This is a genomic window from Streptomyces sp. RKAG290 (genome assembly GCF_023701695.1).
Taxonomy (GTDB): Bacteria; Actinomycetota; Actinomycetes; order Streptomycetales; family Streptomycetaceae; genus Streptomyces.
Map to the genome: position 1 here is coordinate 5725673 of NZ_JAJOZC010000001.1, position 23241 is coordinate 5748913.

Here is a 23241-nt window from a genome sequence, read left to right on the forward strand (position 1 = left end):
GACGCAACACACCGCTGTCGGGGCACGACGCGAGGACCGGGGAGCGAAGGCCGATGTACCACACCTGGATGCGCTTCTTCACGCCGAGCCCGCTCCACCACCGCCTCGGCCTGGTCTGTCTCGGGGTGGGTCTCCAGCACGGCACGCTCCCCACCGTCGGCCCCCGCACCCTGGACCACCATGTGGCCGTGGTGATCAGTTCGGGCAGCGGATGGTTCGCCGGAACCGACGGGCGGCGGGTGCCGGTCACCGCGCCCAGCCTGATCTGGCTGACGCCGGGCACCCCGCACCACTACGGCGCCGATCCGGCCACCGGCTGGGACGAGAGCTTCGTCGACTTCACCGGCCCCGCCACCACCACGTACACCGAACTCGGCTACATCGAGCCGGAACGTCCCCTCGTCCCGCTCGCCGACACGGCGGCGCCCCGTGCCGCCGTCGGCCGGATGGTCCGCGCGGCCCGGCGCGGGAATCCGCTGCTGGAGGTGGAGACCGCCGCGGCCGTCCACGAACTGCTCGTCGCGCTGCGCCGGGCCCGCGCCGATGTCAGCCCCGACGGCGACCCGGTGCTGCAGTCCCTGACCCGGGACGCGTTCCAGCCGCTCTCCGTCGCCGAGCACGCCGCCCGGCACGGCATGACACCCGCCGAACTGCGTACGGCCGTGCGGCGTGGCGCGGGCTGCAGCCCTAAGGACTACCTCCTGGGCATCCGGCTCGGCCGCGCCAAGGAACTCCTCGCCACCAGTGATCTGCCGGTCGCCTCCGTCGCCCGCCGGGTGGGGTACGACGACCCGGCGTACTTCTCCCGGCTGTTCGCCCGCCGCGTCGGCATGGCCCCGGTGCGCTTCCGGGAACAGCAGGGGCGCAGCGTGCCGGGGGGCTGGAGCGACCGGGTGCCGGACCCGGAGCACCCACCGACGATCACTCCGTAGTCCGGCCGGTCTAAGCTCGACGACCATGACCACGAGCGACATCGACGAGTCCGTAGGCGCCGAACTGAACCGGCTGCGCGAGAGCATCGACAACATCGACGCGGCTGTTGTCCACATGCTCGCCGAGCGGTTCAAGTGCACCCAGCAGGTGGGCCACCTCAAGGCCGCCCACCACCTCCCCCGGCCGACCCGGCGCGTGAGGGCCGCCAGATCGCCCGGCTGCGTCAGCTGGCGGAGAGCGCCCACCTGGACCCGGCGTTCGCCGAGAAGCTGCTGAACTTCATCGTGGCCGAGGTCATCCGCCACCACGAGCGGATCGCGGACGAATCGGCGTCGAACGGCACGGCCGGCGCGTGAGCGGAGCCCGCCCGGCAGGCCCGGCGGCATGAGCGCCGCCGGGCCTGCCGGTACCTGAGCCCTGCCTCAGGGTGAGATCTCCTCCAGCGAGCGGTTCGCCGTCTCCTCCGCCAGCGTTCCCGCCACCACCGCGCCCACCACGGCCACCGCGCCCAGCATCACGAACACCGCGGCCACGCTGCTGCCCGCCGCGTAGACCACGCCGACCAGGATCGGGCCGAGGATCACGCCCAGGCGGTTGACGGCGCCGCCGACGCTGCAGCCGAGGGCGCGCATCCGGGTCGGGTAGAGCTCCGGGGTGTACAGGTACAGGCAGATGTTGGAGCCGAAGAAGCCGACCGCCGACAGGGAGGTCCAGATCAGGACCTGCCCGGGGGTGCGGGCGCCGAGTGCGGCCAGGGTCAGCAGGAGCGCGGCCGAGGCGCCGAGGCAGATCGCGAAGATCCGGCGGCGGCCCAGGGCGTCCACCGTGAGGGCGACCAGCAGGCAGCCGAGCAGACCGGCGACGGACGTCACCGTGGAGTAGAGCAGGGCGTCGGAGAGGCCGAGGCCGTACTCGTCCTTGTAGATGCTGGGCAGCCAGGACGTGACGCCGTAGTTCACGAAGTAGCCGGTGAACCAGATCGCGCCGACGACCAGGGTGCGGCGCCGGTAGCGGCCGGTGAACAGGCCGCGGATGCCGGTCGCCGTGTGTTCCGCCGTGGTGGCGGCCGGTGCCGCGGGCACCGGGGCCGATGCGGCACGGGCCGGCGGGGGCAGCGGTTCGCCCGTCGCCGCCGACACCTTCGCCTCGATCTGCGTCATCACGGCGTCGGCCTCCGTCAGCCTGCCCCGGTCCGCCAGCCAGCGCGGTGACTCCGGGACCTTGCGCTGGACGAGGAAGGCCAGCAGACCCGGCACGGCGGCGACCGCGAACATCACGCGCCAGCCCGCCGCCGGGACTACCCAGGCCGCGACCAGGGCGCCGATGGTGAGGCCGGCCGGGAAGACCAGCTCGTACAGCAGGACGAAGCGGCCCCGCTTGAAGCTCCGGGTGATCTCGCTGATGAAGGCCGCGGCCACCGGCACCTCGCCGCCGATCGCGAGGCCCTGCAGGAAGCGCAGCGCCAGGAAGGGGGTGAGCGAGGTGCAGGCGGTCAGCGCGAGACTCACCAGTCCGGAGGCGGCCACGCAGTAGGCGATCACCCTCACCCGGCCGTAGCGGTCGGCTAGCCGTCCCGACAGCAGGGCGCCGACGAGCATGCCGACGGAGCCGACGGTGAGTACGGCCGTGGCGTCGCCCGTGGTCAGGTGCCATTCGTCGCGGAGCTCGGGCAGTGCGTAGGCGATCAGCAGCTGGTCGAAGGCCTCGAAGAAGGTGACCACACCCACGATGAGCCGGACGGTGACGTGCCAGCGGGACAGGGGCAGCCGCTCGAAGCGGGCGGCGATGGCGGCGCGGGTGGTGCCGCCAGGCGATGAACCCGGTGCGGCGTCCTGCGAGGTGTCGGTGCTCATCCAGGGTTCCTCCTGCTCCGCATGGGGCCGGAGCGGTTGGGGAGCCAGGCGTACGGGCTGCAGAGGGGGACGCGAGTGAGCCGAGCGTACGGGTTGGGGAAGGGCCGTGCGACGCACGTGGGCGCAGGGGACCGCCCACCGCACTCTGCCGAACCTCTGTAGGTGCCTAGCTTTTTAGTGCTTAAGTTTTATCCGCCCGGGGGTGGATGTCGTCAAGACCCCCGAGGTGAAAGAGTTTTTTCCGAGGGGGCTTGCGGTCGATTACTTAAGCACTTAGATTTTTAGCTCTGAGGTAACCGATTCGACAGCAGGAGGCCAACTGATGCTTGCCGACGAGGTGTTGGTCGCGGGGCAGTGGCGGCAGGGCCGCGGAGCCCTCATCGAGACGGTCGACCCGGCCACCGGCCAGGTCATCGCCACCGTGCACGCCGCATCCCTCGACGACGTCGAGGAGGCCGCCGCCGCAGCCGCCCACGCCGCCCAGGACCCCGCCTGGCGCGAGCTGCCCGCCCACCTCCGCGCCCGGCTGCTGCACCGCATCGCCGACCTCGTCGAGGACAGCGCCGACCGGCTGTCCGCCCTGCAGACCGCCGACACCGGCAAGTGCCGCACCGAGACCCGCGCCCTCGTCCTCAGCGCCGCCGGCACTTTCCGCTACACCGCCGCCGCCCTGGAGACCGCCGAGGACGCCCTCACCCCCTCCCGCGGCCCCTACGTCACCATGAGCGTCCACGAACCCATCGGCGTCGTCGGCGCGATCACCCCCTGGAACTCGCCGATCGCCAGCGACGCCCAGAAGCTCGCCCCCGCACTCGCCGCGGGCAACGCCGTCCTCCTCAAGCCCGCCGAATGGACCCCGCTCGTCGCCCTCGCCCTGGGCCGCCTCGTCCACCAGGCACTCACCGAGGCCGCACTGCCCACCGCGCTGCTCTCCGTCCTGCCCGGCCGCGGCAGCGTCATCGGGGACGCCATCGTCCGCCACCGGGCCGTCGGAAAGGTCACCTTCACCGGCGGCACGAGCACCGGCCGCACCCTCGCCCACGCCGCCGCCGACAAGCTGATGCCCCTCTCGCTGGAGCTCGGCGGCAAGTCACCGACCGTCGTCCTGGAGGACGCCGACCTGGAGCAGGCCCTGGCCGGTGTCATGTACGGCGTCTTCTCCTCCAGCGGACAGAGCTGCATCGCCGGCTCCCGGCTCTTCGTCGCCCGCTCCCGCTACGAGGAGTTCCTCACCGAACTCGTCGCCCGCACCGAGAAGCTCCGCGTCGGCCCCGGCACCGACCCCGACACCCAGGTCGCCCCCTCGTCCACCACAGGCACCGCGACAGCGTCGCCGCGCACGTCGACCTGGCCCGCGCGGAGGGCGCCACCGTGCGGTGCGGGGGAGCGGCCCCGAGGGCGAGCGCTACCGCGACGGCGCCTACTACCTCCCCACCGTCCTGGACAGCCTGCCCAACACCGCCCGCGTCTGCCAGGAGGAGATCTTCGGCCCCGTCCTGATCGCCCTGCCCTTCGACGACGAGGACGACCTCGTCGCCCAGGCCAACGACAGCGTGTACGGACTGGCCTGCGGCATCTGGACCCGCGACCACGCCCGCGCCTGGCGCCTGGCCCGCCGCATCGACGCGGGCACCGTCTGGATCAACACGTACAAGCAGTTCAGCATCTCCACCCCCTTCGGCGGACTGAAGGACAGCGGCATCGGCACCGAGAAGGGCCGCGACCTCATCCGCGGCTACCAGCGGCAGAAGTCCCTCTACTGGGCCACCGACACCACCCCGCTGCCCTGGGCCGGCCGCTGACACCGCCCGAGCCGCCCACCTCCCACGAGCCGCACGCGTCACGCGAGCAGCCCGAGTCGCCCGAGCCGCACGAAGAGAAGCGGGAGAACCCCATGCACGAGCACCCCCACATCCGCCCCGCCGCCCCCAGGAACCCATCGCCCGGCTGCGCGCCCTGCGCTCCGTCGAGCTGCACACCCCCGCCTTCACCGAGTCCGCCGACTTCTACGCCGAGGTCTGGGGCCTGGAACCCGTCGAACGCGAGGCGGACGCCACCTGGCTGCGCGGCACCGGGGAGGAACACCACGTCCTCGCCCTCACCCGCGACGAACGCAACGGCCTCGGCCGCATCACCTTCGCCGTCGCCACCCCCGCCGAGATCGACGAGGCGGCCCGCCGGCTCCTCGCCCGCGGCCTCGTCCCCACCGCCGGCCCCGGCCCCCTCGACCAGGTCGGCGGCGGCTACGGACTCCGCTTCACCGACCCCGAGGGCCGGCTGATCGAACTCAGCGCCCAGACCCACGCCGTCACCCCGCGCGGCCGGGACGCCGCCGTCCCCGTCGGCGTCACCCACACCGTCCTCAACACCACCGACATCGACGCCGCCGTCGCCTTCTACACCTCAGTCCTCGGCCTGCGCGTCTCCGACTGGTCCGAACACCAGATGGCGTTCCTGCGCTGCAACGCCGACCACCACTGCATCGCCTTCAACCAGGCCGAGTGGACCTCCCTCAACCACGTCGCGTACGAGATGACATCCGTCGACCACTTCATGCGCGGCCTCGGCCGGCTCCGCCACCACGGCATCGACCCGCAGTGGGGGCCCGGCCGGCACGGCCCCGGCAACAACACGTTCTCGTACTTCACCGACCCCGCCGGACTCGTCTGCGAATACACCTCCGAGGTCGCCCAGATCGTCGAGGACGCCTGGATCGCCAAGGTCTGGCGCCGCACCCCCGACCTCTCCGACCTGTGGGGAACCGCAGGCCCGCCCTCCGCGAAGATCCGCTGCCACATGGCCGGCACCCCCGACCCCGGCCCCCTGGGGGGCGTCGCAGCCCCCACCGACGCACCAGAAGAGGTGACCGCGTGACCGCCACCCTCACCCCCCGGCCGCAAACCCACACCCGTCCCGCCCGCCCCGTCCGCCGCATCGGCCTCGTCGGCTGGGGAGCCATCGGACGCGTCGTCGGCACCGCACTCGCCGAAGGGCACATCCCCGGCGCCGAACTCACCTGCATCATCGACAACCGGCCCCTCGTCGACGCCCCCGCACCCCAGCTCTCCTTCGACGACGCCCTCGCCGTCTGCGACCTCGTCGTCGAAGCGGCGGGCCAGGCAGTGGTACGCGAATGGGCCGAGCGCGTCCTGCACAGCGGCGCCGACCTGCTGATCGCCTCCACCGGCGCCCTCGTCGACCCCGCACTCGTCGAACGGCTGCGCGCCGCGGGACCCGGACGCGTCTACTTCACCGGCGGAGCCGTCGGCGGACTCGACCTCCTCCAGGCCGTCCGCGGCCTCGGCCCCCTCACCTCCGTCACCCTCACCACCACCAAGCTCCCCGCCACCCTCCACCAGCCGTGGATGGACGCCGAGCTGACCGAGCGGCTGCGCACCACCACCGAACCCGTCGAGGTGATGCGCGGCACCGCACGCGACGTACCGGTGAAGTTCCCCAAGTCCACCAACGTCGCCGCCTCCGTCGCCCTCGCCACCGGCGACCCCGACCTCGTCGAGGTGGTCGTCGTCGCCGACCCGGCCGCCACCCTCACCCGGCACGTCATCGAAGCAGCCGGCCCGCACGGCACCTACCGCTTCGAGGTCGCCCACCGGCCCGACGCCGCCAACCCCGCCACCAGCCAGGTCGTCCCGCACGCCGTGCTCCGCAGCCTCGGCGCCGTCGTCGGCCGGGCAGGACAGATCCTGTGACCGCCGCAGACCACGCGGACACCGCACCGGCCGCCGGGGACCACGGGGACACGCAGGCCGCCGCGCACCGCGCGGACACCGCACCGGCCGCCGTCGACACCGCCACGCTGCACACCCGGGAGGCCGGCGACCCCTACGCCCCGCTGCTGCTCTGCCTGCACGGCATCGGCTCCTCCTCCGCCGCCTTCACCCCCCAGCTCGACCAACTCGCCGACCAGGTACACGTGGTGGCCTGGGACGCCCCCGGCTACGCGGAATCCGCCGACCCCGCACGCGCCCCCGGCCTCGACGGATACGCCGACACCGCCGCCGCCCTCATCCGCGAACACGGCGGCCCCGCCCACGTACTCGGCGTCTCCTGGGGCGGCGTCATCGCCCTGCGCCTCGCCGCCCGCCACCCCGGCCTCGTCGCCTCCCTGATCGTCGCCGACTCCAGCCGCGGCTCCGGCACCCACCCGGACAAGGCGAAGGCCATGCGCGGACGGGCGGAACAACTCGCCGCCGAAGGGCCCGGAGCCTTCGCCGCCGCCCGCGGACCACGCCTGGTCTCCGCCGGCGCACCCCCCGCACTCGTCGAACGCGTCGTCGCCACCATGGCCGCCGCCGTCCGCAGCCCCGGCTACGGATACGCCGCCCAGGCCATGGCCGACACCGACCTCACCGACGACCTGCCCGCCATCACCGCACCCGCCCTCGTCCTGTGCGGCGAACAGGACACCGTCACCGGCACCGACGAGTCGCAGGCCATCGCCGGAGCACTCACCAGATCCGTCTACGTCACCCTCTCCGGCGCCGGACACCTCGCCAACCAGGAACGGCCCGAGGCCTTCAACGCCTGGGTCCGCGCCCACCTCCACGTCGTCGCCCGCGTACCCGCCTAGGGCCTCTCGTCCGGATCAGGCCGGATCAAGCCGGATCAGGCCGTATCAGCGCCGGACAGACCAGGCGACGAACCCCCAACACCCCCAACACCCCCACCACCGAACCAAGGAGCATCTCGTGCCCATCGACAACACCCCGTACGAGAACGACGGCGACCTCGCGAAGTACACCGACTCCCTCATCGCCACCAAGGACTCCCGCCGGCCCGACTGGAACACCCTGTCCTTCCAGGAGAAGGCCGGCGCCCAGTACCGCCGCGCCCAGATCCGCTACGTCGGCTCCGGGGCCACCGGAAACCACGAGAGCGACAACCGCATCCTGCCCTCCGGCGGCTTCACCCTCTCCAACATGCTGCTCCCGCCGGGCGCCGAAGGACCCGAACACACCCACCACGACGTCGAGGAAGCCTTCTTCGTCCTGGAGGGCCAGGTCAGGGTCGGCATCCACCGCGGCGCCGACGAGGCCGAATACCGCACCCTCGGCTACCGCGACATGATCGTCGTGCCCGCCGGAGTGGCCCGCTCACTGAAGAACGAGGGCGACACCGACGCCCTGTTCTGCGTGATCATCGGCACGCAGAAGCCGCAGGTGCCGACCTACCCCGAGCACTCCCCGATGCACGGCGTCACCCGCGACTGATGGCCACCGACGACACCCCCCGCACGGTCGTCGTCACCGGCGCCGGCCGCGGCCTGGGACTTGCCGCGGCCCGCCGGATCGGCCGCGACGGCCACCGCGTCGTCATCGCCGAACTCGACGAGGCCACCGGCAGACAGGCCGCCGACGACCTGCGCGCCGAAGGCATCACCGCGCACTACCACCCGCTCGACGTCGCCGACCCGGACTCCGCCGACGCCCTCGCCGCCACCCTCACCGGCGACGGCACCCGGCTCCACGGACTGGTCAACAACGCCGGACTCGCCAACGCCGTGGGCGGCAAACCCTTCCACGAGATCGACATCGAGGCATGGGACCGCATCATGACGGTCAACGCCCGCGGCCCCTGGCTCGTCGCCCGCGCACTCCTGCCACTCATGCGGGCACAAGGCAGCGGCCGGATCGTCAACCTCGCCTCGGACGCCGCCCTGTACGGCTCGCCCCGGCTCGCCCACTACATCGCCTCCAAGGGCGCCGTGATCTCCCTGACCCGGGCCATGGCGCGCGAGACCGGCGACCACGGCATCACCGTCAACGCCGTGGCCCCCGGCCTCACCGAGGGGGAGTCCGCAGTGGACATCCCCGCCGAACGCCACGAGCTCTACCGGCTCAACCGGGCGATCTCCCGGCCACAGCAACCGGCCGACCTCGTCGGCCTGATCGCCTTCCTCATCGGCGACGAGTCCGGCTACATCACCGGCCAGACCTTCGCGGTCAACGGCGGCTTCACGATGAACTGAGCCACCCGGGCCTGCCCTTCAAGCCCGCCCGGGCAAATCAGCCCGCCCGGGCAAATCAAGCCCGTCCGGGCAAATCAAGCCCGTCCGATCAAGCCCGCCCGGGCAAATCAAGCCCGTCCGGCGATTGAGGACACCACCCGCACCGGGGTCCCGGTGCCCTCGCGGAGCACCCCGGACCCCCAACCCGCAAGGAACCCCGCACCGGGGTCCCGGTGCCCCCGCGGAGCACCCCGGACCCCCCAACCCGTAAGGAACCCCATGGACCTCCGCCTGAAAGGCCACCGCATCCTCGTCACCGGCGGCAGCTCCGGCGTCGGCCTCGCCACGGTCCGCACACTGCTCGCCGAAGGCGCCCGCGTCGCCACCTGCGGCCGCCGCGCCGACACCCTCGCCACCGCCCTCGACGGCCTCGCCGGACCCGACAGGCTCTACCACGCACCCTGCGACGTACGCGACGAAGCCGCCGTACGGGCCTTCACCGAAACCGCCGCGACACGCCTCGGCGGCATCGACGGACTCGTCAACAACGCCGGCGCCTCCCGGATGAAACCCTTCGCCGAGACGACCGCCGACGACTGGCGCGACGAACTGGAACTGAAGTTCTTCGGCGTCCTCAACCCCCTGAACGCCGCCCTTCCCCACCTGCGCGCATCCGGCCACGCCTCCGTCGTCAACATCAACGCCGTGCTCGCCAAACAGCCCGAGACCGCACTCATGACCACCAGCGCCGCCCGCGCCGGCATCCTCAACCTCTCCACCTCACTGTCCAAGGAACTCGCCCCCGACGGCATCCGCGTCAACTCCGTCTGCCTCGGGCTCATCGACACCGGACAGTGGGAACGCCGCTACGCCGCATCCGGCAGCCCCCTCGACTACCCGGCCTGGCAGGCCGAACTCGCCGCCGACCGGGGCATCGCCCTGGGCCGCCTCGGCAACGCCGACGAAGTCGCGTACGCCGTCACCGCACTCCTCTCACCCAGGGCCTCCTACATCACCGGCACCACCGTCGACGTCTGCGGCGGCGTCAACCGAGCCATCGCGTAACCCCACAGCCCCCACCCCGTACCCCACCCACAGGAGCACCCGACATGACCCGACCCAACGGCGGCGACCTGCTCGTCGAGACGCTGCGCGGACTCGGCGTCGACACCGTGTTCGGCATCGTCAGCGTGCACAACCTGCCGCTCGTCGAAGCCGTCGACCGCGACCTGCGCTTCGTCCCCGTCCGCCACGAAGCCGCCGCGGTCAACGCCGCCGACGGCCACGCCCGCGCCACCGGCAACCTCGGCTGCGCCCTCACCAGCACCGGAACCGGCGCCGGCAACGCGGCAGGCTCCCTCATCGAATCCCTCAGCTCCGGCACCCCCGTCCTGCACATCACCGGCCAGATCGACAGCGAGTACCTCGGCTCCGGGCGCGGCTTCATCCACGAGACCAAGGACCAGCTCGGCATGCTCCGCGCGGTCTCCACCCACGCCGTCACCGTCACCGACGCCGCGAGCGCCGGCGACACCCTCCGCGAAGCCGCAGCCCGCGCACTGACCGCCCCGCACGGCCCGGTCAGCATCGAATGGCCCATCGACCTGCAGTTCGCCCCCCAGCACCTCACCGGCACCCCCGTCCGGACAGCCGCCGCACCCGCCCTCCCCGACCCGGCGCTCCTCGACGAGGCCGCCGCACTGCTGTCCGCCGCCCACCGCCCCCTGATCTGGGCAGGCGGCGGAGCCAACAGCGCCCGCCCCGAACTCGCCGCACTCCTGGACGCGCTGAACGCCGGACTCGTCACCTCCAACTCCGGCCGCGGCTCCGTCCCCGAATCCGACGACCGGGTCCTCGGCAACTACGCCACCGCACCCGCAGGCCGCGCCCTGCTAGCCGAAGCCGACGTACTGCTCTCCATCGGCACGCACTTCCGCTCCAACGAAACCGCCGACTACAGCCTCGGACTCCCGCCCGTCCACATCCAGCTGGACCTCGACCCGGCCGCCCCCGGCCGTGTGTACCCCGCCACCGTCGCCCTGCACGGCGACGCCACCGCCGTACTCGCCGCCCTCCTCGGACGCCTCACCAGCGGCGGTACGGAGCCGAGCTGGCCGGACCGCGTCCGCAGGGCCCGCACCGAAGCCCGCGCCGCACAACGCCACGCCATCGGACCCCAGGCCGCGATCAACGACGCCATCCGCGACGCCTGCCCGCCCGGATCCGTCATCGCCCGCGACGTCACCATCCCCTCCTCCACCTGGGGAAACCGGCTCCTGGAGATCACCGACCCGGCCACCAACGTCTTCCCGCGCGGCGGCGGCATCGGCCAGGGCCTCGCCATGGGAATCGGCGCCGCACTCGGCCGCCCCACCACCCCCACCGTCGTCATCGCCGGCGACGGCGGCCTCGCCGTCCACCTCGGCGAACTCCTCACCCTCGCCCAGGAGAAACCCGACCTCACCCTCCTCGTCTTCAACGACGGCGGCTACGGCGTCCTGCGCAACATGCAGGACAACCACTTCCCGCGCCGCTACGGAGTCGACCTCACCACCCCCGACTTCGCCCAGCTCGCCGCCGCCGTCGGCCTCCCGTACGCCCGCATCGCCGCCGAGTCCGACGCCGGACCCGTCATCAAGGAAGCCGTCAGCTCACCCGGCCCCACGCTCGTCGAGATCGACCTCACCGCACTCGGCCCGATGAACACCCCCTTCACCCCGCCGGTCAAGCTCCCCGCAACCGCCACCGATACCTCTGGAGAAGGAGGCAACCCGTCATGACACCCGCCGAGGAACCCCGGCTCGACCTGCTCGTCCACCGCATGACGTGGGAAGCCGACGGTGTCCTGAGCATCGAACTCACCCACCCGGACGGCGCCCCGCTGCCCGCCTGGCAGCCCGGCGCCCACATCGACGTACACACCGGCGGACACGTCCGCCAGTACTCCCTGTGCTCCGATCCCGCCGACACCACCCACTGGCGCATCGGCATCCTCCGGGAACCCGCCTCACGCGGCGGCTCCGCCCACCTCCACACCCAACTCCGCCCCGGCCACACCCTCCACGTCCAGGGCCCCCGCAACCACTTCGAGCTCGCCACCCCCGGCGACACCACCGGCTACCTCTTCATCGCAGGCGGCATCGGCATCACGCCCCTCCTCGCCATGGCCCGCGAGGCGGCCCGCACCCACACCCCGTGGCGGCTCGTCCACGGCGGCCGCACCCGCACCTCCATGGCCTTCGCCGCCGAACTCACCGCCCTCGCGCAACTCCCCGGCGGATCCGTCGAATTCGTCCCCCAGGACGAACACGGCCACCTCGACCTCGACACCCTCCTCGGCGACCTCACCCCAGGCACCCAGGTCTACTGCTGCGGCCCCGAACCCCTCCTCGCCGCAGTCGAGGAACGCTGCCCCGGCGCCCGCACCGAACGCTTCGCCGCCCCCACCGCACCACCGCGCGACGGCCAGGACAAATGCTTCGACGTCGTCTGCTCCCGCACCGGAATCACCGTCGAGGTCGCCCCCGACACCTCCGTACTCGACGCCCTGGAAACCGCCGGCATCACCGTCGCCTCCTCCTGCCGCGACGGTATCTGCGGCACCTGCGAGACCAAGGTCCTCGAAGGCACCCCCGACCACCGCGACTTCCTCCTCACCGACGGCGAACGCGAAACCGGCGCCTCGATGATGCTCTGCGTCTCCCGCGCCCGCACCCCCCGCCTCGTCCTCGACCTCTGAAACGCCCCCGAAGGGAGCCGACATGACCACCCCGACCACCCCGCAGTACCTCGACCCGAACCAGGCACGCACCGCCGAACCCACCCCGTACGAGAAGAAGCTCGCCGCCGAGATCGAGGAGGTCTTCGGCAGCGGCGCCCACGACCTGCCCGGACTCGTCGCCGGACTCAACGCCCGCGACCTGCCCGCCCCCGACGGCAGCCCGTGGACCGAGGAAACCTTCCGCAACGAGATGCGACGACTGGGAGCGTGAACCCACCATGACCACCGACACCACCACCCCCGCACAGCCCGCCACCCCCACCCGCCCCTCCGAAGTCGCCCGCCCCGGCAACCGCACCGCCGACCGGCTCTTCGACACCGGCATCCGCAACCAGTGGTACGCCGTCTGCCCCTCCCGCTTCGTGCCCGCAGGCGGCATGAAACGCCTCACCCTCCTCGGCGAGGAATGGCTCCTCTTCCGCCGCGCCGACGGCACCCTCCACATGCTGGAGGACCGCTGCCCCCACCGCGGCGCCCGGCTCTCCCTCGGCAAACACCTCGGCGACCGCATCGCCTGCTGGTACCACGGCGTCCAGGTCGACGGCACCGGCACCGTCGCCGCCGTACCCGGCCTGCCCGGCTGCAACCTCGAAGGCAAACAACTCGTCGCCGCCCCCCACCTCATCGAGACCGGCGGCGCGGTCCTCGCCTACTTCGGCGACGAGAAGCACCCCGAACCGGCACCACTCACCCTCCCCGAACAGCTCACCGACCCCGGCACGACCGCGTTCCTCTGCTACGCCGAGTGGAACGTCAACTGGCGCTACGCCGTGGAGAACCTGCTCGACCCCATGCACGGGTCGTTCCTGCACCGCGACTCGCACAGCATGGCCGAGGGACAGACCACCGCCCGCTTCCGGATCCGCGAGACCGAACGCGGCTTCTTCTTCGAGAAGACCGACCAGAGCGGCGTCAACTTCGACTGGGTCGAACTCTGCCGCACCGGCGTCGACTGGGTCGACCTCACCATCCCGTACCCGCCCACCGCCGGCCCCGGCGGCCCGTTCGGCATCGTCGGCATGGCCACCCCCATCGACGAGAACCGCTGCGCCGTCTTCTTCTGGCGCTACCGCAAGGTGACGGACTGGCAGCGCGACACCTGGCGCTTCCTGTACAAGACGCTCCTGGAGGACCGCCACTGGGAGGTCCTCGAACAGGACCGCATCATGCTGGAAGACCTCCGCAAGGACGCCGACCAGGCGGAGAACCTCTACCAGCACGACCTGGGCGTGGTCCGGGTCCGCCGCATGTACCGCACCGAGGCGGAGACCCAGGCCGCAACCAGCTGACCACCCCACGAACAGTCCTCAACCGCCGGCCACCCAGGCGATTCAAGCCGTCACCGGGCAACCCAGCCCATTCAAGCCCGTCCGGCGATTGAGGACACCCAGCACCCAGTGGGCGAAGCCGCCTACTCGGCCCGCCCGCGATTCAAGCCCGCCAGCAGGCAAGCGGGCCCGCCACCGGGCAGTTCAAGCCCGTCCGGCGATTGAGGACACCCCCCCGCACCGGGGTACCGGTGCCCCCGCGGAGCGCCCCACCAACAGGAACCCGCCCCCTACTCACCCGCCTCCGCCGCCAACACAGACCGCTCCAGCTTCTCCAGCAACCGCGCCAGCTGCCGGCACTCCGCCGGAGACAACCCCGCCAGCATCTGCCGCTCGTTGTCCAGATGCTCCGAGAACAGCTCGTCGATCACCGACAGCCCCTCGTCCGTCAGCCGCGAATGCACCACCCGCCGGTCCTCCGGATCCCGCTCCCGCCGGATCAGCCCGTCCTTCTCCAGCCGGTCGATCCGCAACGTCACCCCCGCCGAACTGATCAGCCCCGAATCGGCCAGCTCACCCGCCGTACGACGAAACGGCGCCCCCGCCCTGCGCAGCGCCGTCAGCACATCGAACCCGGCCATCGACAGCCCCTTGCGCTCCACCGGCCGCGAGATCGCCGCGCTGTACCGCAGGAACGCCCGGTGCAGCCTGCCGAACACCTCCAGCGGAGCCGTATCCAGCTCCGGCCGCTCCCGCCGCCAGTCCTCGACGATCGAGGCCACCGCGTCCTGCCCCTTCGCGGACGCCACCGACGATGCCGACGCCACAGCAGCCTGGTTCTTCGCCATCCCGGGCACTCCTCCGTGCAGGTACACAATGGGTAAGAATCTTAGCCCTCAAAGGACCGGGCACGAACCCGCTCAGCCCGCCGCGAACCCGCCTGCACACCCCGCATCCCATACGGCAGCATGGCCACATGTCCGTACTGATGCGCGACGAAGCGCAGACCCGAGCCCAGTTCCTCGACGTGCAGCGGTACACGATCGACCTCGATCTGACCGCGGGGGAGGAGACCTTCGACTCCCGCACCCACATCCGGTTCACCGCCCACACGGCCGGAGACACCTTCGTCGAGATCAAGCCCGCCACCCTGCGCTCGATCAGCCTCGACGGGCACCCGCTCGACCCCGCCGGCCTCGACGGCAACCGCTTCCCGCTCACCGCCCTCAGCGCCGGCGCACACGAACTCCGCATCGACGCCGCCATGCACTACTCCCGCACCGGCGAAGGCATGCACCGCTTCACCGACCCCACCGACAACGAGACCTACGTCTACACCCAGCTCTTCATGGAAGACGTCCAGCGCGTCTTCGCCGCGTTCGACCAGCCCGACCTCAAATCCGTCTTCGCCCTCACCGTCACCGCCCCCGAAGGCTGGACCGTCCTGGGCAACGGCACCGTCCAGCACACCGAGGACGGCCGCTGGACCCTCGCACCCACCCCACCGATCTCCACCTACCTCGTCGCCGTCGCCGCAGGCCCCTGGCACTCCGTGACCACCGAACACGCCGGACTGCCCTTCGGCATCCACTGCCGCCGCTCCCTCGCACCCCACCTCGACGCCGACGCCGACGAGATCCTCGACATCACCCGCGCCTGCTTCGACCGGTTCCAGGAAAAATTCGAAGAGCCCTACCCCTTCGACTCCTACGACCAGGCCTTCGTCCCCGAATTCAACGCGGGCGCCATGGAGAACCCCGGCCTCGTCACCTTCCGCGACGAATTCATCTACCGCTCCGCCGTCACCGACACCGAGCGCCAGCTCCGCGGCATGGTCATCGCCCACGAAATGGCCCACATGTGGTTCGGCGACCTCGTCACCCTCGCCTGGTGGGACGACATCTGGCTCAACGAGTCCTTCGCCGAATACATGGGCTACCAGACCCTCGCCGAAGCCACCCGCTTCACCGACACCTGGGTCGACTTCGGCGTCGCCCGCAAGGGCTGGGGCTACGACGCAGACCAACGCCCCTCCACCCACCCCGTCGCCCCCGACCCCGCCGCCGTCCCCGACACCGCATCCGCGATGCTCAACTTCGACGGCATCTCCTACGCCAAGGGCGCCTCCGCCCTGCGCCAACTCGTCGCCTGGCTCGGCGAAAAAGACTTCCTCGCCGGCATCAACACCCACTTCGCCCGCCACAAATTCGGCAACGCCACCCTCGCCGACTTCATCGACAACCTCGCATCCGCCACCGACCGCGACGTCGACGCCTGGGCCGACCAGTGGCTGCGCACCACCGGAGTCGACACCCTCACCCCGCACCTCACCGAAGCCGACACCACCTGGTCCCTCACCGTCGACCACCACGGCACCCGCCCCCACCGCATCACCGTCGGCACCTACGACCACGCCATCGACACCCAGTCCGGCCCCGACCGGCTCGTCCTGCGCGACCGCTTCGAAATCGGCATCCCCCAGGACCACCACACCCCCACCACCCGGCCAGGCCGCCGCCCCGCCCTCGTCCTCCTCAACGACAACGACCTCACCTACGCCAAGGTCCGCCTCGACCCGGACTCCTGGAACACCGTCGTACGCAGCCTCTCCGGCATCCCCGACCCCCTCACCCGCGCCGTCATCTGGAACACCGCCCGCGACATGGTCCGCGACGGCGAACTCGACCCCACCACCTACCTCGACGCCGCCCGCGCCCACCTCCCGCACGAGAGCGACCTCGCACTCCACCAAGCCGTCCTCACCTTCGCCACCACCCAGATCGCCGGCCGCTACCTCACCCCCGACAACCGCCCCGCCGCCCTCACCACCCTCACCGCCCTGTGCCGCGACCTCATCCGCCGCACCGAGGACGGCACCAACCCCGGCCTCCGCCTCATCGCCGTACGCCACCTCATCGACGCCGCCACCCAGCCCGACACCATCCACGGCTGGCTCACCGAAGGCACCGTCCCCGGCGGACCCGAACTCGACCCCGAACTGCGCTGGCGCATCCTCACCCGCCTCGCCGTCCTCGGCGCCACCGACGAGACCACCATCACCGCCGAACTCGAACAGGACCCCAGCGCCACCGGCCAGGAAGGCGCCGCCCGCTGCCGCGCCGCCCTCCCCACCCCCGAAGCCAAAGCCGCCGCCTGGCACGCCATGTTCACCGACGACACCCTCTCCAACTACCTCTTCACCGCCACCGCCCAAGGCTTCTGGCAACCCGAACAGACCGCCCTCGTCCACACCTACGTGGCCCGCTACTACCCCGAAGCGACCCAACTCGCCGTACGCCGCGGCCCCGCCATCGCCCAAGCCGCCGGACGCGACGCCTTCCCCGCGTACGCCATCGACACCCACAGCCTCCACCTCGGCGAACAAGGCCTCACCGACCAGGCCCTCATCCCCGCCCTGCGCCGCAAACTCGCCGACCAGATCGACGACCTGCGCCGCGCCCTCGCCGTCCGCAACGCCCACTGACCCCAGGACACACACCCGCACCACCCGTGCCCGGCCCGCCCTCCCCACCGAGGACAGGCCGGGCACAGCTGTACGCCCACACAACCGTGCGCACCACTACCACCCCAACCCCCGGCAAACACCCCCCACCACCCACCCATCCCCCTTTCGAGTTCAGATCACCGAGCTCTTCGGCCGCGCCACCAGAAACCCGGACAAGCTGGCAAGTCCACCCATGTCCACCCACGCGCCCCGAAGGACCACCACCCCCATGCCCACCCCACCCCTCGCCGGAGGCACCACGGGCCCCGCAGCCCTGCGCCCCCTCCTCGACACCGTCCTCAACGCACTCCACGAAGGCGCCCACCGACGCGACGGCCCCCTCCCCGCAGGCGGCCCCGACACCGTCACCCCCCGCATGCGCACCGCCCTCCACCCCGCCATCCCCGACCACGGCACCGGACCCCACCACGCCCTCGCCACCCTCATCACCGCCCTCACCGAAGGCGCCGCAGACCCCGCACACCCCCACTGCGCAGCCCACCTCCACACCCCACCCCTCGCCCTCGCCGCCGCCGCCGACCTCGCCGCCAGCGCCCTCAACCCCTCCATGGACTCCTGGGACCAGGCACCCGCCGCCTCAGCCCTCGAAGCCGACATCACCACCGCACTCGCCGCCGAGATCTACCCCCACCACACCGCACCCGACGCCCTCATCACCACCGGCGGCACCGAAGCCAACCAACTCGCACTCCTCCTCGCCCGCGAACGCCACGGCCCCATCCAGACCATCCGCGGCGCCAACGCCCACCACAGCATCACCCGCGCCGCCTGGCTCCTCGGCCTCCCCGAACCCCACACCATCCCCACCCCCACCGGCGTCATCGACCCCGCCGCCCTCAACGACACCCTCACCCGACTCCACGGCCAAGGCCCCGTCCTCGTCACCGCCACCGCAGGCACCACCGACACCGGCCAGATCGACCCCCTCACCCACATCGCCGACCTCTGCCACACCCACGGCGCCGAACTCCACATCGACGCCGCCTACGGCGGCCCCCTCCTCTTCAGCCCCACCCACCGCAACAAGATCAACGGCCTCGACCGCGCCCACAGCGTCACCCTCGACCTCCACAAACTCGGCTGGCAACCCGCATCAGCAGGCATCCTCGCCGTCCCCGACCACCACCACCTCGACCCACTCCACCACCACGCCCCCTACCTCAACGCCGACGACGACACCGAAGCCGGCCTCCCCGACCTCCTCGGCCGCTCCCTGCGCACCACCCGCCGCCCCGACGTACTCAAAATCGCCGTCACCCTCCAAGCCCTCGGCCGCACCGGCCTCGCCGACCTCATCGACCGCACCTGCACCGCCGCCCACCACCTCGCCGACCTCATCACCAAAACCCCCACCCTCGAACTCCACGACCGCCCCACCCTCACCACCGTCCTCTTCCGCCCCACCCACACCGACGACCACACCGTCGCCACCATCCGCCGCACCCTCCTCACCCGAGGCCACGCCGTACTCGGCCGCACCCACACCGCCGGCCACCTCTGGCTCAAAGCCACCCTCCTCAACCCCCACACCACCCCCGACGACCTCCAAGAACTCCTCCACCTCGTCACCCGACTCGCCACCGAACTCACGGAAGGCAGCACCCCCCGATGACAGACCGGCCCGATCGGCCCACCCCCGAGACCGACCAGCCACACGACCTCGTCGGCATCGGCATCGGCCCCTTCAACCTCTCCCTCGCCGCCCTCGCCCACGGCATCCCCGACAAACCCCTCAACACCACGTTCTACGAACAACGCCCCGCCTTCCACTGGCACCCCGGCCTCCTCATCGACGGCGCCAGCCTCCAAGTCCCCTTCCTCGCCGACCTCGTCACCCTCGCCGACCCCACCAGCCCCTGGACCTTCCTCAACTACCTACGCACCCGCGACCGGCTCTTCCCCTTCTACTTCGCCGAGCGCTTCCACATCCAACGCGCCGAATACGACGCCTACTGCCGCTGGGTCAGCCAACAACTCCCCAGCCTCCACTTCAGCCACCAAGTCGACGCCATCCGCTGGAACCCCCGACACAACCTCTTCGAAGTCGACTACACCCAACTCGACACCCACGGCGAAGCCGAAGCCCTCGGCCGCGCCCACACCCGCCACATCGCCCTCGGCGTCGGCACCCAACCCCACATCCCCGAACCCCTCAAACCCCTCGCCGAAGCCGGCTCGGTCCCCGTCATCCACTCCGCCGACTACCTCCACCACCGCGAAGAACTCCTCAACGCCACCCACATCACCGTCATCGGCTCAGGACAATCCGGCGCCGAAATCTTCCTCGACCTCCTACGCGCCCGCCCCGCCGGCCACGAAAAACTCCACTGGCTCGCCCGCACCCCCGCCTTCGCCCCCATGGAGTACTCCAAACTCGGCCTCGAACACTTCACCCCCGACTACACCCGCTACTTCCACGCCCTCCCCGAACCCGTACGCGACGCACTCGTCCCCACCAATGGCAACTCCACAAAGGCATCGACCACGACACCATCACCGCCATCCACGAAGAGCTCTACCGCCGCACCCTCCACGGCGGCTGGCCCGACGCCACCCTCACCCCAGGCGTCGCCGTACGCACCGCAGGCCGCGTCGCCACCACCCGCGTCGAACTCCACCTCGAACACACCCAACAAGGCACCCGCTCCCGCCTCACCACCGACGCCGTCATCCTCGCCACCGGCTACCGCGAACGCCCCCTCGACCAAATCCTCGGCGGCCTCGAAACCCACCTGCGCCGCGACACCGCAGGCCGCCCCCGCATCGACGACCAGTTCCGCCTCGACCTCGACCCCACCATCACCGGCAACATCTACGTACAGAACGCCGAACGCCACACCCACGGCGTCGGCGCCCCCGACCTCGGCCTCGCCGCCTGGCGCAGCGCCACCATCCTCAACAACCTCACCGGCACCACCCCCTACCCCCTCCCACAACGCACCGCCTTCACCACCTTCGGCCTCACCCCCCACACCCCGAAAATCCCCGCCCAGAGCCCCGCCCTCACCCCCCTCGTCCAAAGCAACTGACCCACCCCACCCCACCCGGCACAAAGAAGCGGCCGCCCCCTTCCCACAGGAAAGGAGACGGCCGCCCCCACCACACCGGCCCACCCAGAACACCGGCGTACCTACAACCGGCCCACCTAGAACACCGGCGTACCTACAACCGGCCCACCTAGAACACCGGCGTACCGTCCCGCGTCAGCCGCCAGTCCACCGAAGCGAACTGCGCACCATCCACCGAACCCTTCGCCTGCACCCACGCAATGATCGTGTTCCGGATCTCCTCCGAATTCGCCCACAACTGCTTCGCACCCGGCACATGCGGGAAATTACCCCCACCACTCGCCCGGTAGTTGTTCACCGCCAACACGAACTGCGCAGCCGGATCAATCGCCTTACCCTCGAACGAAAGACCCACGATCCGCGAACCGTTCGGCTTCGCGATGTCGATGTCATACGTCAACCCCGACACCGCGTCATAGTTGTAATCCGGAGTACTGTCCGCGTTCGTCAGCTTCGCCGGATCCACCGGAACACCCGCCGCCGTCTGCACGTAATACCGCGCCGAGAACTCCAGATAATCCTTCACCTGCGCACCCGTCAGCAACCGCGCCTCAAGCGTGTTCTCGAACGGATACAGACCCGCCGCATCCTTGATCGTCACATTCCCCGCCGGAATCTGCGCCGTCCGCGAGAAACACGACGCCTGCGACAACACCGGCAACGCCGCATACTCGCCACCCGCCAGCGCCGCCTTCACCGTCTCGGCCTGGACCACATTGATCAGATCAATGATCGGCTCGTCCTTCCACGCCGCCTCCGCCGTCGTCATCGCCGCAGCCGACGTACCGATCACCTGGTTGACGTACGCAACCACCTTCTTGTGCTCATCCGCCAGCAGCTTCGTGATCCGCTGGTCCTCCGCCGCCGTGTTCGAGTTCAACACCTGCGAACCCGCCCTCTCGACCACCCAGCGGCCCTTCTCCCACACCAGGTCGAAGTCGAACAACGTCAACCGCTGCCCCCACTTCAGCGGCTCGGACAGCACGACCTTCTTCCCCGTCTCCTTGTTCTCCACGAAGTACTCGGGAATCTCCAGATGCGCATGACCCACCAAAATCGCGTCGATCCCCGGCACCTGCTCCGCCACCAGACCCGCCGCGTTCTCCACGTACGGGATCTGATCACCGTACGAAGACTTACCGCTGTTCCCCGAGTGCGCCGACACGATCACCACATCCGCACCCATCGACCGCAGCCGCGGCACGAACTTCGCCGCCTGCTCCTCCAGCCCCGGGAACACCATCTTCCCGCTGACGTTCACCTTGTCCCAGATCGCGATACCAGGATTCGTCAGCCCCAGAATCGCGACCTTCACATCCCGCCCGTGCGGCGTACGCAACTTCTTGATCACATACGGCGCGAACGCCGGCTTCAACGTCTTCGCATCCAGCGCGTTCGCCCCCAGCAGCGGAAAGTCACACTGCTCCTCGAACTTACGCAACACCGGAATGCCGTAGTTGAACTCATGATTGCCCAACGCCGCCGCGTCATACCCGATCACGTTCATCGCCTGCGCCATCGGATGCACCGGACCACGCTTCGCCGTGATCGGATCGACCTTCGCGTAGTAGTACGACAACTGCGTGCCCTGGATCGTGTCACCCGCATCGATCATCAGGGTGTTGTGACGGCCCTTCTCCCGGCGCACCTGCTCCACCAACGTCGAGATCTTCGCCAGCCCGACGTCGTTGTGATCCTTGTCGTCGAACTCCTTGTCCGTGAAGTAGTCCCAGTTGAAGACGTTCCCATGCAGATCCGTCGTGCCCATCACGGTGAACGAGTACCGCTTCTGCGGACGCCCATGACCGTGCCCATGCCCATCACCATGCGCCTGCGCAGGCACCGCGGCACCACCCGCCACCGCCACACCCGCCCCGGCCGCGGCCGATGTGCCCAGGAACGTCCTTCGGTTCAGCGGCATCTCGTCTCCCACATCTCAGTTCTCTCCGTACACAACGCGCGTAGACCCCACGCCAGGGTGAACAACGCGCGTAGATAATCACCCACGAACCACACCCGGCAACACCCCCAACAGGTTTCGTTTCGATGACCACCCGCTGTCACACCCAAGTGCCACAGTGGACCCATGACCGACACCACCCAGCCCTACGGCACCCCCGACCACCCCCGCCTTGCCGTCCGAGGCGAAGCCCGCCTCCAGTTCGACCCCGAAACCGCCCGCGTCGGCATCACCGTCAGCGCCCGCGGCAAAGACCGCCGCGCCGCCCTCGAAGAACTCACCCGACGCAACACCACCGTCCTCGACCTCGCCCGCACCTACGGACAAGCCGTCGAAAAACTCGAAACCGGCGCCTTCTCCATCACCCCCGAACTCACCCAACGCGGCCGCGACGAAAAAATCCGCGCCTACCACGGCCGCGTCCACATCACCGCCGTACTCAACGACTTCACCGCACTCGGCGAATTCACCACCCGCATCGCCGACCTCGACATGACCCGCATCGACGGCCCCTGGTGGGCCCTGCGCCCCGACTCACCCGCCCACGGCGAAGCCCGCCGCCAAGCCGTCCGCGAAGCCGTCCAACGCGCCCGCGAATACGCCGACGCCCTCGGCGCCCAACTCGCCGCCCTCGTCGAACTCGCCGACCTCGGCGCCGAGAACACCGCCCCGCCATGCCCGCCGCCCCAGGCGGCTACGGCCTCACCCGCGGATTCGGCGGCGCCGCCCCCGAACCCGCCCCCGCCCTCGACCTCGAACCACAACAACAGACCGTCTACGCCCAGGTGAACGCCCGCTTCATCATGACCCCACCAAAGCTGTAACCAGAATGCTCATCCGAGCACCCCGCCGCACAATTCAACACTTGTCAAAACGCCGTCACC

At 70.7% G+C, this 23241-nt stretch carries 16 protein-coding genes and 4 pseudogenes; 17 read left to right on the forward strand and 3 right to left on the reverse strand.

Annotated features, from left to right (window positions below; all coding sequences use genetic code 11):
- Positions 1-53 precede the first annotated feature (53 nt).
- Together LNW71_RS25230 and LNW71_RS25235 are read left to right on the forward strand one after the other, a co-directional pair.
- Entirely contained in the window at positions 54-932 is an 879-nt protein-coding gene (locus tag LNW71_RS25230) for an AraC family transcriptional regulator (protein WP_250970327.1), read from the forward strand.
- 25 nt (positions 933-957) lie between these two features.
- A pseudogene (locus LNW71_RS25235) lies at positions 958-1289 on the forward strand (chorismate mutase).
- A 66-nt stretch (positions 1290-1355) separates the two neighbouring features.
- Here LNW71_RS25235 and LNW71_RS25240 read toward each other — a convergent pair.
- The gene (locus tag LNW71_RS25240; protein ID WP_250970328.1) at positions 1356-2786 is read right to left on the reverse strand and encodes an MFS transporter; all 1431 of its coding nucleotides are present in this window, start codon (positions 2784-2786) and stop codon (positions 1356-1358) included.
- A gap of 322 nt (positions 2787-3108) precedes the next feature.
- Between LNW71_RS25240 and LNW71_RS25245 the strand changes: the two are divergent.
- The 11 genes and pseudogenes from LNW71_RS25245 to LNW71_RS25295 all read left to right on the forward strand — a co-directional run bounded on the left by LNW71_RS25245 (position 3109) and on the right by LNW71_RS25295 (position 13824).
- Positions 3109-4588 (forward strand): annotated as a pseudogene (locus tag LNW71_RS25245) (aldehyde dehydrogenase).
- 145 nt (positions 4589-4733) lie between these two features.
- Positions 4734-5660, forward strand: a complete 927-nt coding sequence (locus tag LNW71_RS25250; protein WP_250972137.1) for a VOC family protein — start codon at positions 4734-4736, stop codon at positions 5658-5660.
- A complete protein-coding gene (locus LNW71_RS25255; protein WP_250970329.1) occupies positions 5657-6496 on the forward strand; it encodes an aspartate dehydrogenase domain-containing protein in 840 nt (279 codons plus the stop codon). The genes LNW71_RS25250 and LNW71_RS25255 overlap by 4 nt, the downstream gene beginning before the upstream one ends.
- A 107-nt stretch (positions 6497-6603) precedes the next feature.
- Positions 6604-7377 (forward strand): alpha/beta fold hydrolase, encoded by a 774-nt coding sequence (locus tag LNW71_RS25260; protein ID WP_250972138.1) that lies wholly within the window; start codon positions 6604-6606, stop codon positions 7375-7377.
- 118 nt (positions 7378-7495) lie between these two features.
- Positions 7496-8017 (forward strand): cupin domain-containing protein, encoded by a 522-nt coding sequence (locus tag LNW71_RS25265; RefSeq protein WP_374119447.1) that lies wholly within the window; start codon positions 7496-7498, stop codon positions 8015-8017.
- A complete protein-coding gene (locus LNW71_RS25270; RefSeq protein WP_250970330.1) occupies positions 8017-8775 on the forward strand; it encodes an SDR family oxidoreductase in 759 nt (252 codons plus the stop codon). Before LNW71_RS25265 ends, LNW71_RS25270 begins: the two co-directional genes overlap by 1 nt.
- A 258-nt stretch (positions 8776-9033) precedes the next feature.
- Positions 9034-9819: an SDR family oxidoreductase gene (locus tag LNW71_RS25275; protein WP_250970331.1), complete on the forward strand. Its 786-nt coding sequence runs from the start codon at positions 9034-9036 to the stop codon at positions 9817-9819.
- A gap of 44 nt (positions 9820-9863) precedes the next feature.
- The gene (locus LNW71_RS25280) at positions 9864-11534 is read left to right on the forward strand and encodes a thiamine pyrophosphate-binding protein (RefSeq protein ID WP_250970332.1); all 1671 of its coding nucleotides are present in this window, start codon (positions 9864-9866) and stop codon (positions 11532-11534) included.
- The gene (locus LNW71_RS25285) at positions 11531-12493 is read left to right on the forward strand and encodes a PDR/VanB family oxidoreductase (RefSeq protein WP_250970333.1); all 963 of its coding nucleotides are present in this window, start codon (positions 11531-11533) and stop codon (positions 12491-12493) included. The genes LNW71_RS25280 and LNW71_RS25285 overlap by 4 nt, the downstream gene beginning before the upstream one ends.
- A 22-nt stretch (positions 12494-12515) precedes the next feature.
- Positions 12516-12746, forward strand: coding sequence for a recombinase-like helix-turn-helix domain-containing protein (locus LNW71_RS25290; protein WP_250970334.1), 231 nt, complete (start codon positions 12516-12518; stop codon positions 12744-12746).
- A 7-nt stretch (positions 12747-12753) separates the two neighbouring features.
- On the forward strand, positions 12754-13824 hold the full coding sequence (locus LNW71_RS25295; protein WP_250970335.1) for an aromatic ring-hydroxylating dioxygenase subunit alpha: 1071 nt from the start codon (positions 12754-12756) through the stop codon (positions 13822-13824).
- Positions 13825-14093: 269 nt separating this feature from the next.
- On the opposite strand, the gene LNW71_RS25300 is transcribed toward LNW71_RS25295, so the two are convergent.
- On the reverse strand, positions 14094-14651 hold the full coding sequence (locus LNW71_RS25300; RefSeq protein WP_250970336.1) for a MarR family transcriptional regulator: 558 nt from the start codon (positions 14649-14651) through the stop codon (positions 14094-14096).
- A gap of 128 nt (positions 14652-14779) precedes the next feature.
- On the opposite strand from LNW71_RS25300, the gene pepN reads away from it, so the two are divergent.
- From pepN to LNW71_RS25315, 3 genes and pseudogenes are all read left to right on the forward strand, one after another.
- Entirely contained in the window at positions 14780-17287 is a 2508-nt protein-coding gene (pepN, locus tag LNW71_RS25305; protein WP_250970337.1) for an aminopeptidase N, read from the forward strand.
- A 250-nt stretch (positions 17288-17537) separates the two neighbouring features.
- Entirely contained in the window at positions 17538-18941 is a 1404-nt protein-coding gene (locus LNW71_RS25310) for an aminotransferase class V-fold PLP-dependent enzyme (RefSeq protein ID WP_250970338.1), read from the forward strand.
- Positions 18938-19959: pseudogene (locus tag LNW71_RS25315) on the forward strand (lysine N(6)-hydroxylase/L-ornithine N(5)-oxygenase family protein); the annotation flags it as partial. The gene LNW71_RS25310 and the pseudogene LNW71_RS25315, both read left to right, overlap by 4 nt.
- Positions 19960-20506: 547 nt before the next feature.
- Here LNW71_RS25315 and LNW71_RS25320 read toward each other — a convergent pair.
- Positions 20507-22318 carry a bifunctional UDP-sugar hydrolase/5'-nucleotidase gene (locus LNW71_RS25320; RefSeq protein ID WP_250972140.1) on the reverse strand — a complete coding sequence of 604 codons (1812 nt, stop codon included), beginning with the start codon at positions 22316-22318 and terminating at the stop codon, positions 20507-20509.
- Between the two features lie 165 nt (positions 22319-22483).
- Between LNW71_RS25320 and LNW71_RS25325 the strand changes: the two are divergent.
- Positions 22484-23181 (forward strand): annotated as a pseudogene (locus LNW71_RS25325) (SIMPL domain-containing protein).
- Positions 23182-23241: the final 60 nt, after the last annotated feature.